Origin of the sequence: Uruburuella testudinis, assembly GCF_022870865.1 — a bacterium.
GTDB classification, from domain to species: Bacteria; Pseudomonadota; Gammaproteobacteria; order Burkholderiales; family Neisseriaceae; genus Neisseria; species Neisseria testudinis.
Genome location: NZ_CP091508.1, coordinates 2,221,475 through 2,236,744, shown reverse-complemented (window position 1 = coordinate 2,236,744; position 15,270 = coordinate 2,221,475). Strand labels below are relative to the sequence as shown.

Genomic DNA, 15,270 nt, shown 5'->3' with positions numbered 1-15,270 from the left:
TCTGAAAGCGCTTATCTGCCCAATGCCGCACGGGAAACGTTGTCCCAGGCTTCCCAAGTTTCGATGCGTTTGGCGTAGACGTCTTTCACCAACGGCAGCAGGTCGCCCAAAATCAGCCGCAGCGGCGGGTTGGGCGCATCGACCACTTGCAGAATCGCCGCTGCACTGGCTTGCGGTATGCCGAGCCGGTCGGCGGTGAGCATGGTGGCAAGTTCGGCACGCAGCGGGTCGTAAGCCGCCAGTGCCGGGGCGGTTTTTAACGACGTGCCGCTCAGAAAATCGGTGGCATAGCCGCCCGGCTCGATCAAGGTGGTGCGGATGCCGAACTGCGCCACTTCCGCCGCCAACGCTTCCACCATGCCTTCCACCGCAAATTTGGCGGCTTCGTAAATGCCCGATGTCGGCATTGCCACCAAGCCGGCCACGCTGCTGACCGCCAGAATATGGCCGCTGCCTTGCGCCCGCAAAATCGGCAGTGCCGCCTGAATCAGCGACAGCGTGCCGAATACATTGGTTTCAAATGTGGCCCGCACATCGGCCATTTCCGCTTCTTCCACCGCCGCCATATAGCCGAAGCCGGCATTCGACAACACCACGTCCAAACGGCCGAAATGGTGTTGGGCGGCTTTAACGGCGGCAAACACCGCTTCACGGTCGGTAACGTCTAATGCCAGCGGTAAAAAGGTTTCGCCGTAGGTCTGTTTCAATTCGTCCAGCGCGTTGATGTTGCGGGCGGTGGCGGCGACTTTATCGCCGCGGGCAAGGGCGGCTTGCGCCCAGATGTTGCCGAAGCCGCGCGATGCGCCGGTAATCAGCCAAATTTTTGGTGTCATGCTGTTGCTCCTCTGATGAAATATCAACCATGCACACAGTATAATTGATGAGAATATCAATGATAATATGCTAAAATAAGAACAAATTAGTGTAGGAAATAGAACAATGGCAAAAACCAGCTTGGTTGAATTACAGATAGTGATGGCGGTGGCGCAGCAGGGCGGCTTTCGGGCGGCGGCGACGGCGCTGGAGATGTCGCCCTCGGCGCTCAGCCATGCGGTCGGCCAGCTGGAGGCAAAATTGGGCGTGCGCCTGTTTAACCGCACCACCCGCAGCGTGACCCTGTCGGCGGCGGGGCAGAAATTTATCGAGCGCATCAAACCGGCATTGGCTGAAATCGAAGCGGCGATGGTGGAGGCCGGCGATGCCAACAGCACGCTTGCCGGCACTTTGCGTATCAACACCGCCGAACGGGCGGCGCAGGAAATGTTGCAGCCGGTGATTATCGAATACCTGCGCCGCTATCCGCATATGCAGATTGATTTGGTGAGCGACGGGCGCTTGATCGACATTGTCGCCGACGGCTTCGATGCCGGCTTCCGCCTCGCCGAAGCCGTGCCGCAAGACATGGTGTCGATTCCGCTCGGGGCCGACATTCAGATTATGGCGGTGTGTTCGCCCGACTATCTGGCAAAACACGGCCGCCCGCAAACGCCGTATGATTTATACCAACACGCCTGTATCCGCTACCGCTTCACCAGCGGCAAGCTGTTTCGTTGGGAATTCGAGCACGGCGGCGAGCAGATTTTGATTGATGCCGCCGGCCCGCTCACCCTCGACAGCCCGCTGCTGATGGCGGAAGCGGCGCTGAGCGGCATCGGCATTGCGTTTGTGTATGAAGGCTATGTGCGTGATTATCTGGCGGACGGCAGGCTGGTGCAGCTGCTGGGCGAATGGACGCCGAAATACGCCGGGCTGTGTTTGTATTACCCGCGCCAACGCCACATCAGCGCCGGCCTGCGTGCTTTTATCGACTTGGTTAAAGAAGTGCGGTCGGTGTTTCAGACGACCTGAATTGGCGCATTTTTCAGACGGCATCAATAAGATGGGCGGCGGTCATATATAAACGCCGTCGCATTTTTTATTTGTTTCAGTATAGCGCTTGAAGTGCGGTGATGATTGAATGTCAGGCCGTCTGAATTGGTTTTTCAGACGGCCTGCTGATTCGGGGTTAACGTGCGCTTATTTCAGCGTTGTTTTTCAGGGTCGTGCGGCTGATATTGCGCCACTTGTTCGGCCATGCGGCGGGCGGCGGGTGTGCCCAGTTGCTGTAGCCCGTTGATTACGCCTTGGCGGTTTTCGGCACGTTGGTTTTGGCTTAATTTATATTTTCCTTCCAACTTTTCAATCGTCAGCTCAAAGCAGACAACGCCTTTGCTTTGCGCATGAATGTAATCGTCGGGGGCGTCGCTCAGCTGCCACGCCGTGCCGTTGTCGGGTTCGTGCTGCGCGGTTTGGGCGGCTAACAGGGCTTTGACTGCCGCCGAATCTTCAATCAGGGTTAATTTGCCTTGCGCATGCACCGCCTGAAAATTCCAAGTCGGCACGGCTTTGTGGTCGCGCTGTTTGCTCGGATAATCATTCGGGCTGATGTAATGGCCGGCATCTTGGAAAACCGCCAGCCAGTTTTGCCCGCCGAGCGCCTGTTTCCAAATCGGATTGCCGCGCGAAAAATGGCCGCGCAAACAGCCGTAATCGGTGCCGTTGTCCGCCCAAAGCAGCGGAACATGGGCGGCATCCAACCCCGCTTCGGTGCGGGCAACCAGCGTGGCCAAAGGGTGGGCGTGCATAAAACGGCGAAGCTCGCCGAAGTCGGTTTGTCGGAATGTGGACGGGTTGTACATAACGCCTCCTGTGTGGTCACACTGAGTTTAAAAAACAAATGCTTGGCCGGCAAGCAGGGAATGGCTGATGAATTGAAACGGCATGGCAAGGCCGTCTGAAAACCATTGCCAAGTGCGGTTTCAGACGGCCTTTGTTTGCCTGAAGGGATTGACGGCGTTATGCCGAGCGTGCCGCCAACCAGGCCGCTAAGTCATCGATTTCGGCGGCTGAAATTTGGTGGCCGATGGGGTAGCGCTGAAAGCTGAAATCCCGTTCTTGCGCCAGCAGGGCGTAGCCTTTGCTGATTTGGGCGAGGGTGATGGTTTGGTCTTGCTCGCCATGCCCGACAAAAATCGGCGTGTGGCGGTTGGCGGGGTGGCATTGCGGCCATTGCGCCGCCAGCGGCAGGTAGCCCGATAAGCCGAAAATGCCGCCGAGTGGGGCGGAATATCGCAGCCCTGCCAATAAACTCAGCGCACAGCCCTGCGAGAAACCGCCGATAAAGAGGCGGCGGCTGTCGATGCCTTGTGCGATTTGTTCGTCGATCAAGTGGTGCAGATAGGCGGTGGCTGCCGACAAGCCGGCTTCATCTTCGTTTTGCAAAAAATTGCTCTGGCGAAGATGGCTGCCCGGCAAGTCATACCATGCCGACACCGCCTGATTGCCCGCCCATGTGACCGTGCGGACGGGCGCGTGCGGCAGCACAAAGCGGGTGTGCGGCAAGCGGAGCGCCAAACGTTCGGCCACGGGTTTGAAATCGAAGCCGCTGCCGGTCAGCCCGTGCAGAAAAATCACGCAAGCAGTGGCGGCGGGCGGCGTGATCAGCAGCGGTTCGGCGCGGGGGATTAACGGCATCCGTCCACTCCGCAGGCAGCGCCTTCTTGCAGCAACGGCTGTGCCGAATCGGCCCAAACTTGGTTCAACACCGATAAAAAGTGGGCGGCAGGTTGCGAACCCGCCAACGACACTTGGCCGTCGACCACAAAAAACGGCACCGCCTGTACGCCCACTTGCTGTGCCTGCGCCAAATCGGCACGGGTTTCGGCGGCGAAAGCATCGGAATCGAGCATGTTTTCCACCTGTTCGCGCGCAATGCCGACCGCTTCGGCCAAGCGGATTAAGTTGTCACGGTTTGCCAAGGGCAGATTTTCAATAAAATACGCCTGAAACAAACGCTCGTTCATCGCATCGCCTTTGCCGAGGCTGTGCGCCAATTTGGTCAAACGGTGGGCGTTGAAGGTGTTGGTGTTTTGCACGTTTTCATAATTCATCGCCAGCCCGGCTTTCGCCGCCATGGCTTCGATGCCGCGAATCATCTGCATTGCGCCTGTCGGGCTTTTGCCGTATTTGCGCTCAATCCGCCCTTGAGTGGTGTTGCTCACGCTGTCGCCGGCGTGCGGATACAGCTCAAACGCTTTATGCACGATTTCCACGTCATCGGCGTGTTCAAACTGCGCAAGGGCTTGTTCTAACTGGCGTTTGCCGATATAGCAAAACGGGCAGGCATAATCGGAATACATTTCGATTTTCATATTGGTTTCCTTTATTGATTCTAAAATCTAGAATGATAGATGTGTTGCAAGTTTAAAAAATGCCGCAACGGCATTTAGGACAGCCTGGGGTTTTACAGCTGCTGCTGCAAACGTGCCAAAAAATCGGCGGCGGCTTCGGCGTTATAGCGGTAATACGTCCACTTGCCCGAACGTCTGGCACTCACCAGCCCCGCCTGTTTCAAGGCATTGAGATAGCCCGACACCACCGACTGCGCCAGCCCCGATTTAATCGTCACCGCCACCACGCACACCCCGCCATTGTCGTCGAGCGCGTCGGCGCTGAATTCCGCCCCTGAAAAATGCACCTGCGGCGCTTTCAGCCATTGCAGCATCTGCCAGCGGTATTCGTTGGACAGGGTTTTAAAGATGTCGGTGATGTCTGTGGTCATTAATCTGCTTCTCATGCGTTGAATTGCCGGCTATTATATCTATAAATCTAGATTTGTCAATTCTTTTTGCGTGCGAAAAAAAACAGGCCGTCTGAATAGCCATTAAAGTGCGGTTTCAGATGGCTTTTATATCGGCAATCCGCCAAGTATACGGTTTGCAAGGCAGCCCCACGGACGCAGGCTTATTTTGAGTAAGGGCGGCATTTTGCCATGCTGCGGAACGTGCTTTGCTGATATGTTTCGTTTTTGTAAGCAATCATAGGTGCCGAAACAGAAATCAGGCCGTCTGAAAAGCCATCAAAGTGCGGTTTCAGACGGCCTAAGGTTATTTCAATGGCCGCTGCTGAGTTTCATCACCACCACGCCGGAGACGATCAGCAGGGCGCCGAGCCATCTGCCGAGGGTGGAGGCGTCGCCTAAAAACAGTACGCCGACCACGAAGGCGCCGACGGCGCCGATGCCGGTCCAGACGGCGTAGGCGGTGCCCATCGGAATGGTTTTTTGTGCCAAAAACAGCAGAAAGCCGCTGGCGGCCATAAACGCCACTGCCAACAGCGCGCCTTGCCAGCGCCAGCCGTCTTGTTGTGCCAGTTTCAAGCCCAGCGGCCAGCCGATTTCGAGGCAGCCGGCGATAATCAGGTAAATCCAACCCATGGTGTGTTCCTTTTTTTGTGTGAAGGTGATTGATTATTGGTGGTCGGCGAACATGGTTTGCGCCAAGACATCGGTGAAGCGGTGCATTTCTTCAATCAGCCGTGTGCCGGCTTGTTCGCCGAAGTTTTCGAACAGCTGCCGCTCCATGGCCTGCATTTGTTCGACAATCGGCAGGGCGAAGGCGGCGCCGTGTGCGGTGAAATGCAGGGTTTTTTCGCGCTTGTCGCGGCTGCTTAGGCCGAAGCTGAGATAGCCTTGTGCGTGCAGTTGCCGGCAGACGGAAAACACGGTTTGTTTGGGCAGCTGCCAGCTTTCGCCGATCTGTTTCTGCGTACACGGCCCTTGCACGGCGAGGGTGTAGAACACTGCCAAGATGTTGTAATTGATGCCGTGCTGCTTCGCCCAGCGGTCGTATTGTCGGCTGATTTGCGCCATCAGCGCGCCGAGTTGATCCATGTGATGCATGTGAACGCCTTTAGTCTGAAAATTGACCGGCTTGGTATTGTAGTCAGTTTTCAGACTGTTTTCAAGGGCGGTTTGCGGTGCGGCAAAACCGCACTTTGCGCACAAAAAATCTTTAAAAACAAGACTGCACAAGCCGCCGGCGTTTGGCTACAATGCCGTTTTTGTTGTTTGGCTGAGGTGTTTTGATGCATGGGTTGTTTTTGGCGCTGGCGATTGTCAGCGAGGTTTTCGGCTCTTCGATGTTGAAATTAAGTGACGGTTTCAGCAGATTATGGCCGTCTGTCGGGGTGGTGATCGGCTTTGGTTTGGCGTTTTACTTTTTGGTGCTGGCATTAAAAGCCATTCCGCTCGGCACGGCTTATGCGGTTTGGGCAGGGGTTGGGCTGGTGTTGACGGTGTTGGTCAGCCTCGTGTTTTTCGGTCAGAAAGCCGATGCGGCGGGGATTTTCGGCATCGGGCTGATTTTGGCGGGCGTGGTGGTGCTGAATGCGTTTTCGAGTATGGGCGCGCATTGATGTTTGAGGCCGTCTGAACGGCTTTTCAGACGGCCTAAAAGTTTCTTATTAGGAAATGATGGCATTCTGTTTGGGGGATTTATTTGCTGATTTGTTCAATTTATACTGCTTGCACGATAAATCAATTCATCAGCAAAGGAACTTCTATGATCGAACACCGTCCGTTTTCGCAACTCGGTGCCGCCAACCACGGCTGGCTTGATGCCAAACACCATTTTTCATTCGCCGAATATGACGACCCGCAGCGTATGCACTGGGGCAATCTGCGGGTGTGGAACGATGACACCATCGCCGCCGGCAGCGGTTTTGCGCCGCACCCCCATGCCGATATGGAAATCATCACGTATGTGCGCAAGGGGGCGATTTCGCATCAAGACAGCCTCGGCAACCAAGGCCGCACCGAAGCGGGCGATGTGCAGGTGATGAGCGCCGGCAGCGGCATCCGCCATTCGGAATACAATCTGGAAGACGAAGCCACGCAGATTTTCCAAATCTGGATTTTGCCCGAACAGCGTGGCGGCGCGCCGGCGTGGGGCACGCAGCCGTTTCCGAAAAGCGACCGTGCCGGGCAGTTTGTGATCTTGGCCAGCGGTATAGAAAACGATTTGGCCGATGGCGCAGTGTTGCCGATCCGCACCGATGCCCGTGTGGCGGGGGCAACCTTGAAAGCCGGCGAAAGCCTGACGTATCGCTTTAGCGATGCCTCGCGTTACGGCTATCTGGTGCCGGCGGCGGGCGACATCACCGTGAACGGCGTGGCGCTGGCCGCACGCGACGGCGCCGCCATTCACGACGAAACACTGCTCACCATCACCGCCCGCAGCGATGCCGAATTGGTATTGGTAGACAGCGCCGGTTAAGCGTTTGCCGGTAAGTTAAGGCCGTCTGAAAACCGTTTCACATCAAAAGTGCGGTTTCAGACGGCCTTGATGTTTTATTGATGGGTGCGGCGGTTCAGCCAGTCGATGATATCGCGGGTCACAATATCGCCGCCGTTTTCCAAAAACAGCAGATGGCCGATGTGGCTATAGAGCCTGAGGCTTTTATCGGTCGAATTGGTTTGCCCGTAAAAATCAATGGCATCTTGCGGTAAAACATACAAATCGGCATCACCGTTGAGCAGCAGCACGGGATCACGGAATTGATAGCTGTTTTCACGCAAATATTTCAAGCCGCCGTCAAAGGCATTAATCATGGCAACCGAGCAATCTTGCAACATCAGCGGGTCGTTCGGCAGGCTCAGCCCTTCGCTGGGTTTCGATGTCGGCAGATTGAGCGTTTGGAGGGCGGCCTGTGTGCAGGAAACGGTGCTGTTCGGGTCTTCGGGGCGGGGCAGATGGCCGAAATTCATTTGGTTATAACGCAAAAGGCCGGCAGCCAGAATATAGCCGTTCACTGCTTCGGGGTATCGGGTGCCGTATAAGGCGGCGAGGTGTCCGCCCATGCTGTGCCCGATGAGATAAATCGGGGTGCCGGGGTTTTCTTTTTTGGCTTTTTTGATGACTGCATCCAGATCGGCAACCATGCCGGAAAAGCCGTTGATCGGGCGGTCTCTGCCTTCGGATTTTCCGTGGCCGTGCTGGTCGAAACGGTATACGGCAAACCGGTTTTGATTCAATTGCTTAACAACGTCATCAAATACGCCCGAATGGCTGGCTAAGCCGTGTACGATAATCACCACCGCTTTGGGTTTTGTCTGCGGGTAGTCTTTTTGCAGATATAAATTCAAGCCGTCTTGGCTTTTGATGGTTTCAATTTGCGGGGTGTTCACCGGGTTGGCAAGGGCGGTTTGTATCGGTGTTATGCCGGCAATCGCCAGGCTCAATGCCAGCAGGCTGCTTGCGAATATGTTTTTCATATTTGTTTTCTTTGATGTCGGTTAGGGTTAAGTTGTTTGCTTGAGGCCGTCTGAAAGCCAAAGTGCGGTTTCAGACGGCCTTGATGTTTGCTGTTTAAGCCGCATGGTGGGTGATGTGCTGTGTGGTTTGGGCGGCGGCAAAGTCCTGCATCAAATCGTTGATCACCGCTTGCACGCTGCGGATTTCATGGATATAGCTGATGCCGTTGCCGACCGAGATATAGCCCTCGTCGGCACGCCCTTCTTCGAGCATACCCAAGCGCATGCCGTAACCGCCTTTAGACGCTTCGAGCAATTCGTCACGGCTGGCGCCGCGGTTGTCCATCGCCACCAATTCATGCGCCAATCGGGTGGGCAAAGAGCGGTAATAAGCGGGCTGAGTGCGGTAGAGCAGTAAATCTTGTGCGCTGCTGTCGACAATGCGCTGTTTCACGCTTTCTGCCATGCGGTTTTCAACGGTGGGCAGTAACACTGTGCCGACAAACACGCCTTCGGCACCCAAGGCAAGGCTGGCACGCACGCCGCGCACATCAGCAATGCCGCCGGCCGCCATCACGGGAATGCTGATCGCATCGGCGATTTGCGGCACGATGGAAAAGGTGCCGATCACTTGTGAGGGCACGGTGCCGCCTTCGTCAAAGCCGGTTGCCACCACAATATCGGCGCCGAGCTGTTCCGCTTCACGGGCGTTTTGCGGGGTGGGCGTGCCGGCACGGAAAATGGTCTTAACCCCGGCGGCTTTGAATTTTTGCATAAAAGGGCGGTAGTCGATGCCGTCCAACTGATTGATAAGGGCAACTTGCACGCCCTCTTCGATAATCAAATCGACCAAGGCGCCCATGGTGCTGAAATCATAAGACAAAATAATCGGCATGCCGAAAGGCTTATCGGTTAAGGCTTTGGTTTTGCGGATTTCGGCACGCATGGTGCTCAGCAAGGCTTCGGTGGTTTTCGGCGCTTTCATCAAGCCGGCGTTGGGGCCCAGCATGCCCAAACCGCCGGCATTGGAAACGGCAGCGACAAATTTGGCGTCGGTCATCCAGCTCATCGGGCCTTGCACGATAGGATATTGAATGCCGAGAATTTGGGTGATACGGTTGTTTTGCATGATGTTTACCTGTATGAAATAGTTGGAATGAACGTATTGTATATTTTCAAAAAGCTAAAATGAATGCTGGAAAATGGAAAGTTGGTTTTCATTTTTGGAAATATAAAGCCAAGTAAGCGGTCAAAATGGCAACGGGGGTGCACGATTGACCGCTTGAACATGGAATATGCTTTAAGCGGCTGCCTGTTTTACTTTACTGTAAAATAAGCGGCTTTATTTCGATAAAAAGAGCCGAGCCAATACGTGTTGCCCACCGGCAATACGGTAGAAACCCCACTAAATTCAGTAGTATAGCGGCCTTTCATCACCGGCTTGAGGGTGAGATTTTCAGGGTTGATTTGGGTAATATGAAAATCTTTCAAGCAGTCGGGGCGAATGCCTTGATGACAGTCTTGCAGCATAGAGCCGGCGGTGATTAAGACATTGCCGTGCCAGTGCAAATTGTCTGCCAAGCCATAATTTAAGGTGTTTGTGGCCACACGCTTAGCCGGGTTGGCAGTGGTGAATTGGCTTACCCCTTGCATATGCGCAACATAAATATATTTTCCGTCTTGAGAAAGCTCGATGCCGTTATTGCCGTTCAACTCTGTGCCTTGTAATTTTTCAAAGCGGCGGGTTTGGGGTGTCCAGCGATAAACCGCTCCGGTGGGCTTTCCGCCGAACATATCCTCCAGCGTGTGCGCCGGATGAGTCATGACCGTTGTGTAAATAGCGCCGTCTGCCCCTGCCACAACGCTGTTGCCGGCCAAGCCGTTTGGCAAGCGCACATTGCCGAGCCAAGCTAGCGTCGGTTTGTCGGCGTTCATATCAACTTCAAAAATTTCAATGGTTTCACGGGTGGGGGCGGAACTGTCTGCACCATAATGATTAACCACATAAAGATGTGCCTTGCCGCCGCCGATTTCACGCAAACTGATGCCGTGCGCCTGAAGTTTATCGGGCTGCGGCTGTGGTTCGCTATCGGGGTATAACGCTGACGGCGATGAGGCTTTTGGCGCAATCCATTTTTGTGCAGTTTTGTTTTGGCTGTCAATCAGATGCAAACCGCTTTTGGGCGCCATGCCGCTGGCAATGATCCATTTCGAATCGGGAACGGCAACTAAATCTTCCGGGCTTTGTATGCCGTTGATGTAATGTAATGCTGTGACCGATGCGGCTTTTGTTAAATCATGGGTTTGTTTGGGGTTGTTGTTATGCATGGTGTCGGCTATCGAGTTACAGGCAGTATTCATTAAGGCCGCACTCAGTATGAGGGCGGCCATCGTGTGTTTAACAGTGAGTTTCATCAAAATAACCTTGTGTTTGTTAAAAAGAAAAGGATATTATAAGATTTCAAAAATGATTGATAAATGGTGAAAAATGAAAATATCGTTTTCATTTTCGGAAAACAAAAATATCGGCAAAATCTATAAATTCAGCTTATATTTTTGCATCGTAATAACGTCTGCGAGAGGCATGATTTCCTCTCAACATCTTCTTCAACACTTTCTTGTGCAAGTCAACCCACAGGTGTGATGATGGATTTAAACGCGATACGCTTATTTGTCGCCGTGGTGCAAGCAGGCAGTTTGTCCAAAGCCAGCCAGCAGCTTGATGTGCCGATTGCCACCATCAGCCGGCAATTAAAAGCCTTGGAAAAATCGCTGAATACACAGCTGTTCGACCGCTTTAAAACCGGCGTGAAGCCGACCATGCTCGGGCAAAAGCTGTATGAAGACGTGTATTTGAGCATAGATAATCTGTTGCAGGCAGAGCGGGCGTTGGGCGATACACAGCAGCAATTGAGCGGCAAGCTGCGGATTTCGACCCCGTCCGGTTTCGAGCCGGTGTGGGATTGGGTGAGCGCGTTTCAGCAGCAGCATCCGCAAGTTGAGGTGCATTGCCTGGTGACCGATCGGGTGTTGGATTTGGTGGAAGACGGCATCGACGTGGCGTTTCGGGTCGGCGATTTGCACACCGACAGCGTAATCGCCCGCGAGCTGATGCCGCTGCGTGCCAAACTGGTGGCCACCCCTGCGCTGTTGGCACGGTTGGGCGAGCCGCGCGAACCGGCGGATTTGGCGCATTTCCCCTGCGCCGGCTGGGCGACCAACGGCCAGAAAACCATGCAGTGGCAGTTGGGCGGGCAAAGCGTTACCCTGCCGTGCCGTTTCGGCGCCAACGACAGCTACGCCCTCGCACACATCACCCAAAAAGGGCTGGTGATTGGCCAATTGCCCGATTACATCGCCGAACGCCTCATCCGCGACGCCGGCCTGGTGGAAGTGCTGCCCGACCACCCGCAACCCAGCCACCCCGTGCACCTGCTCTACCCCGCCCACCGCCACGCCTCAAGTTTGATTCAAGCGTTTTTGGGGTTTTGTTTGGAAAATGCAGGTGGATAATATTCGTCCACTTTCTTGTCGTCAATTTATTTGAATTCAAGCATCAACAAACCGGGCGGTAGGCTGAAGACGGGACACACGTATGGCAGGCCGAGCCAATGCTGTCAGGTTATGTTTGTGAATGGGTATTCGGTGCAGCAACTGTGTGATGGGATAGTGTGAGGCCGTCTGAAACGCTACATGGTTTTCAGACGGCCTCAAGAGATGGTGGGACTTGTTGGTATCGACTGTTCAATTAAGCAGACAGGCCTAAGACATAAGCGCGCGGCAAGGCGAGCTAGGGTGTTTTGATGTGTCGATTTATGGGTGTATTTTGCCCTTGAATACGCATCTGCTGCGTTAAAAACGCCTCGCAAAATGCCCAATCTTGCTGCGTTTGTTGACTGGCATCTGCACTTTTATCACAAAAAAAATCTGAACCATTCTGAATGGTCGGGACACCCTATAGAAACGGCAATTAAATAACTGAATTTTTTAAATCAATCTAATTGTTTTAAAAAGAAATTAACAAAAGATTTTTAGAATTAAAATTGCCGAATCTATAGTATCGTCAGCTTGTGTTGATGCAAGAGGGCTCCACTTCAGCCGCCCATCAGCGCTTCAATTTCGGCAATCTGTTTCGGCGCTTCTGCGGTGTAGTTTTCGTGGCCGGTTTCGGTAACCAAGATATTGTCTTCGATGCGGATGCCGATGTTGTGGAATTCGGCGCTGATGTCGGGGGCGGCGCTGATGTATAGCCCCGGCTCGATGGTGGTGCACATGCCGGCTTGCAGCAGGCGCGGTTGTTCGTTGTGCCAGCGGCCGCCGACATCATGCACGTCGAGGCCTACCCAATGGCCGAGGCCGTGCATGTAAAAGCGTTTGTAGGCCTGGCTTTCGATATTGCCCTCAACACTGCCTTGCAGCAGTTTCAAATCGATCAGACCCTGCACCAGAATGCGCAGTGCCAGATGGTGGATGTCGGCCCATGAGGCGCCCGGGCGCACGGCTTCGATGGCGGCTTGGTTGGCGGCCAATACGATTTCGTAAACGGCTTTTTGAGCCGGGCTGAAACGGCCGTTGACGGGAAAGGTGCGGGTGATGTCACCGGCATACATTTGGTATTCCGCACCGGCATCAATCAGCAGCAGCGCGTTGTCGTGCAGGATGTCTTTGTTTTCCACATAATGCAGACAGCAGGCGTTTTTGCCGCCGGCAACGATGCTGTTGTAGGCGGGATGGCGTGCGCCGTGGCGCATGAATTCGTGCAGCAGCTCAGCTTCGATTTGCAGCTCGCTGAGGCCGGGGCGGGTTTTCTGCATGGCGCGGATGTGGGCTAATGCGCTGATGTGGCCGGCTTGTTTGAGCAGGCTGATTTCGTGTGCGTCTTTGATCAGGCGCATCGGGTTGAGCAGCGCGGCCAGATCGGCAAGGCTGTCGGGTGCGCGGCTGTATTCGGCAAGCATGCGCTGGCCGGCGGTTTGCTGCACGGTATGCCAATGCTGCATCAACACGCGGTCGTGTTCGGGATATTGGCCCCACAGCGCAAACAGGCGGCGTTTGTTGAGGATGGCTTTGCCGATGTGTTGCGGCCACTCGCTGATGCTGTAGGCGGCATCGAAGCCGAAGGTGTCGCGGGCGGCTTCGGCGCCGTAGCGAAAGCCGTTCCAGGTTTCCATCAGCGGGTCTTTGTCGCGGCAGTAGAGGGTGGCGGTGCCGGCTGCGCCATCGAGCAAGATAACGGCTTCAGGCTCGGGAAAGCCGCTCAGGTAGTGAAAATAGCTGTCTTGACGGAATGGAAATTCGGTGTCGTTGCTGCGGCGTTGTTCGGGGGCGGCGAATAATACGGCGAGGCCGTCGTTGCCGATTTGCTGTAATACCTGTTCGCGGCGGAGGGTGTAGGGGTGCATAATATTCTCTCGGGTTGGTCAGGCCGTCTGAATGATTGTGTGTTCCGACGGCCTGGTTTGATATCGTGAAATGAATAAAAAAGTGTTACGGCGTTGCTGCCTTGTATCGCTTCTTTTTTATTCCACTATGGCTGTTCAGCTGAATCATTCTGCGGGGCGGGCTGAAAGCAGTCGGGCTGCATGGCAGGGCGGGGCAGTGAAGCAGGGTTCGGTTGAACGGCTATAAGGTTTTTTTAAGGTTGCTTTGCTTTTGGCAACAGTTTGGCTGCGGTCACTTTGTGTGCCAGCCATAAGGCCGATGCGGCGCCGGCGATATCGGCCAATGCATCGGCCGCGCTGCCTTGGCGGGTTTGGGTAAACAGCGCCTGTGCGGTTTCGCTGCCGGCGGCAAAGAGCACGGCGCAGGCGAGCAGGGCGGTATACGGTATGGCTTGGCGTGCTTGCATCAGGGCTTTGGCAATCAGCCAGAATTGGCCGAAAAAAAGCGCGAAATGGGCGATTTTGTCGAAATGGGCAAACGGCGGTGCGCCGCTTTCGGCTTCGCGGAAAACCAGTGAATACACTCCTGCGCCAAACCAAAGCAGCGCCAGCAGGGTAAATTTATTGGTGGGTATGTTCATGGGGTTTCTTCATCCAGCCAGGTTTGGCAGATTTGTGCCAGCCGGGCAAACTTGCCGCCGCGCGCGCTGAGGATATCGCGCCATTGCGCCACTTCGGCGGCATCGGGCGCTTCATCGATGCTGCACTCATACAGCCAGAAATCAAGGGTTTCGGCCACAATGCCGGCAGATTCGGTTTGGATCAGGTTGAGCAGTTCCGACATGATAAGAAGAGGCCGTCTGAAATAAATAAGGCCTTATTTTAGCGTGTTTGTGCGGGCGGATACAGATGTTTCAGACGGCCTGTGCAAATATACAGCCGTGCTGCTTTGTTGCTTTGTCTTGAGTGTATTGGCTGCGGTATGGCCGTTGCAGCTGAATATCGGCCAACAGGTCGGGCTTGCGCTTTATCGGGCCTGTTCGAAAAATGCGGCGAGGGCGGCCAGGCGCAGGGTGTCGCTGCCCCAAAAACGGGCTTTCAGATGGCGCATCCAGCGTATCGGCCGGCTGGCTTTGAGAATGTCGGGCGGCATATCGGCGGGCAGTTGGGCGAGATGTTGCTGCCACAGCCTGGCGGCGGGCTCGAGCAGCCGGTGTTTTTGCAGCCAGATGGCGGTGGAATGCAGATAGCAGAGGTAGTCGCGGCTTTGGCAGCGGATCAGCGGCATATATTGGCCGGGGTCGTCTTCAAAGTCGATAAAGCCGATGGTGTTGTCGTTGCAGATGATGATGTTGCGGGCGAATGCCTGGCTCAGGTATTCGCCGTGGCAGTGCACATTGCCGATGGCTTCCAGGCCTTGCAGCCAATAATGGAGGCGTTCGGGGCTGTATTCGATATGGTGCAGCAGGGTGTATTCGCCGATATGGGTAAACATGAGGCCGTCTGAAGATTCGGCCAATAGGCGCGGAGTGCGGATGTTGTGTTCGGCCAGTGCACGCAGGCGGGCGGCTTCGATGGCGATGGCGGTGCTGCCGCCCAGATTGGGCACGGGTTGCAGTGCACCCAGATGCAGGCTGCGGGCGATGATGCCCAGCAGGGCGTAGCGCCACGGCGGGATGCTTTTGCCGGTTTTGCGTACCCACACGGTTTGCCCGTCGGACAGGGTGTGCCGGCAGATGGTGCCGGTTTGGGCGGCAAGCAGTTGTTGCAGGACGAAGGAATAGTCGGTCATAAGCTAAGGGTATCCTGACAGTGGAA

The 15,270-nt window shown here is 55.0% G+C and carries 18 protein-coding genes; 4 read left to right on the top strand and 14 right to left on the bottom strand.

Features of this window, described 5'->3' with window-relative positions; all coding sequences use genetic code 11:
- Nucleotides 1-11: 11 nt before the first annotated feature.
- Nucleotides 12-833 (bottom strand): SDR family NAD(P)-dependent oxidoreductase, encoded by an 822-nt coding sequence (locus LVJ83_RS10280; RefSeq protein WP_034616180.1) that lies wholly within the window; start codon nucleotides 831-833, stop codon nucleotides 12-14.
- Between the two features lie 106 nt (nucleotides 834-939).
- Between LVJ83_RS10280 and LVJ83_RS10275 the strand changes: the two genes are divergently transcribed.
- Nucleotides 940-1,848 carry a LysR family transcriptional regulator gene (locus tag LVJ83_RS10275; RefSeq protein WP_034616183.1) on the top strand — a complete coding sequence of 303 codons (909 nt, stop codon included), beginning with the start codon at nucleotides 940-942 and terminating at the stop codon, nucleotides 1,846-1,848.
- A gap of 173 nt (nucleotides 1,849-2,021) precedes the next feature.
- Here LVJ83_RS10275 and LVJ83_RS10270 read toward each other — a convergent pair whose 3' ends face one another.
- From LVJ83_RS10270 to LVJ83_RS10245, 6 genes are all read right to left on the bottom strand, one after another.
- Entirely contained in the window at nucleotides 2,022-2,678 is a 657-nt protein-coding gene (locus LVJ83_RS10270; protein WP_244784410.1) for an FMN-binding negative transcriptional regulator, read from the bottom strand.
- Between the two features lie 157 nt (nucleotides 2,679-2,835).
- Entirely contained in the window at nucleotides 2,836-3,513 is a 678-nt protein-coding gene (locus tag LVJ83_RS10265) for an alpha/beta hydrolase (RefSeq protein WP_034616188.1), read from the bottom strand.
- A complete protein-coding gene (locus LVJ83_RS10260; protein WP_244784408.1) occupies nucleotides 3,504-4,190 on the bottom strand; it encodes a DsbA family oxidoreductase in 687 nt (228 codons plus the stop codon). The genes LVJ83_RS10265 and LVJ83_RS10260 overlap by 10 nt, the downstream gene beginning before the upstream one ends.
- Nucleotides 4,191-4,282: 92 nt before the next feature.
- Nucleotides 4,283-4,600, bottom strand: coding sequence for an ArsR/SmtB family transcription factor (locus LVJ83_RS10255; protein WP_244784406.1), 318 nt, complete (start codon nucleotides 4,598-4,600; stop codon nucleotides 4,283-4,285).
- A 330-nt stretch (nucleotides 4,601-4,930) separates the two neighbouring features.
- The gene (locus tag LVJ83_RS10250; RefSeq protein WP_034616198.1) at nucleotides 4,931-5,254 is read right to left on the bottom strand and encodes a DMT family transporter; all 324 of its coding nucleotides are present in this window, start codon (nucleotides 5,252-5,254) and stop codon (nucleotides 4,931-4,933) included.
- Between the two features lie 33 nt (nucleotides 5,255-5,287).
- Nucleotides 5,288-5,719, bottom strand: coding sequence for a MarR family winged helix-turn-helix transcriptional regulator (locus tag LVJ83_RS10245; protein ID WP_244784404.1), 432 nt, complete (start codon nucleotides 5,717-5,719; stop codon nucleotides 5,288-5,290).
- 185 nt (nucleotides 5,720-5,904) lie between these two features.
- Here LVJ83_RS10245 and LVJ83_RS10240 point away from each other — a divergent pair, with 185 nt between their 5' ends.
- Entirely contained in the window at nucleotides 5,905-6,234 is a 330-nt protein-coding gene (locus tag LVJ83_RS10240; RefSeq protein WP_425316001.1) for a DMT family transporter, read from the top strand.
- Between the two features lie 146 nt (nucleotides 6,235-6,380).
- On the top strand, nucleotides 6,381-7,094 hold the full coding sequence (locus LVJ83_RS10235; protein WP_244784400.1) for a pirin family protein: 714 nt from the start codon (nucleotides 6,381-6,383) through the stop codon (nucleotides 7,092-7,094).
- Nucleotides 7,095-7,168: 74 nt separating this feature from the next.
- On the opposite strand, the gene LVJ83_RS10230 is transcribed toward LVJ83_RS10235, so the two are convergent.
- From LVJ83_RS10230 to LVJ83_RS10220, 3 genes are all read right to left on the bottom strand, one after another.
- A complete protein-coding gene (locus LVJ83_RS10230; protein ID WP_034616210.1) occupies nucleotides 7,169-8,092 on the bottom strand; it encodes an alpha/beta hydrolase in 924 nt (307 codons plus the stop codon).
- Nucleotides 8,093-8,186: 94 nt separating this feature from the next.
- The gene (locus LVJ83_RS10225; protein WP_244784398.1) at nucleotides 8,187-9,200 is read right to left on the bottom strand and encodes an NAD(P)H-dependent flavin oxidoreductase; all 1,014 of its coding nucleotides are present in this window, start codon (nucleotides 9,198-9,200) and stop codon (nucleotides 8,187-8,189) included.
- 188 nt (nucleotides 9,201-9,388) lie between these two features.
- Entirely contained in the window at nucleotides 9,389-10,486 is a 1,098-nt protein-coding gene (locus tag LVJ83_RS10220) for an SMP-30/gluconolactonase/LRE family protein (RefSeq protein ID WP_244784397.1), read from the bottom strand.
- A gap of 228 nt (nucleotides 10,487-10,714) precedes the next feature.
- Between LVJ83_RS10220 and LVJ83_RS10215 the strand changes: the two genes are divergently transcribed.
- Nucleotides 10,715-11,584, top strand: coding sequence for a LysR family transcriptional regulator (locus tag LVJ83_RS10215; protein ID WP_244784396.1), 870 nt, complete (start codon nucleotides 10,715-10,717; stop codon nucleotides 11,582-11,584).
- A 581-nt stretch (nucleotides 11,585-12,165) separates the two neighbouring features.
- On the opposite strand, the gene LVJ83_RS10210 is transcribed toward LVJ83_RS10215, so the two are convergent.
- From LVJ83_RS10210 to LVJ83_RS10195, 4 genes are all read right to left on the bottom strand, one after another.
- Nucleotides 12,166-13,473 carry an aminopeptidase P N-terminal domain-containing protein gene (locus LVJ83_RS10210; protein WP_244784395.1) on the bottom strand — a complete coding sequence of 436 codons (1,308 nt, stop codon included), beginning with the start codon at nucleotides 13,471-13,473 and terminating at the stop codon, nucleotides 12,166-12,168.
- Nucleotides 13,474-13,706: 233 nt separating this feature from the next.
- Entirely contained in the window at nucleotides 13,707-14,093 is a 387-nt protein-coding gene (locus LVJ83_RS10205; protein WP_244784394.1) for a VanZ family protein, read from the bottom strand.
- Nucleotides 14,090-14,296 carry a dioxygenase gene (locus LVJ83_RS10200; RefSeq protein ID WP_244784393.1) on the bottom strand — a complete coding sequence of 69 codons (207 nt, stop codon included), beginning with the start codon at nucleotides 14,294-14,296 and terminating at the stop codon, nucleotides 14,090-14,092. The genes LVJ83_RS10205 and LVJ83_RS10200 overlap by 4 nt, the downstream gene beginning before the upstream one ends.
- 183 nt (nucleotides 14,297-14,479) lie before the next feature.
- Nucleotides 14,480-15,244 (bottom strand): BUD32 family EKC/KEOPS complex subunit, encoded by a 765-nt coding sequence (locus LVJ83_RS10195; protein WP_244784392.1) that lies wholly within the window; start codon nucleotides 15,242-15,244, stop codon nucleotides 14,480-14,482.
- Between the last annotated feature and the right edge of the window lie 26 nt (nucleotides 15,245-15,270).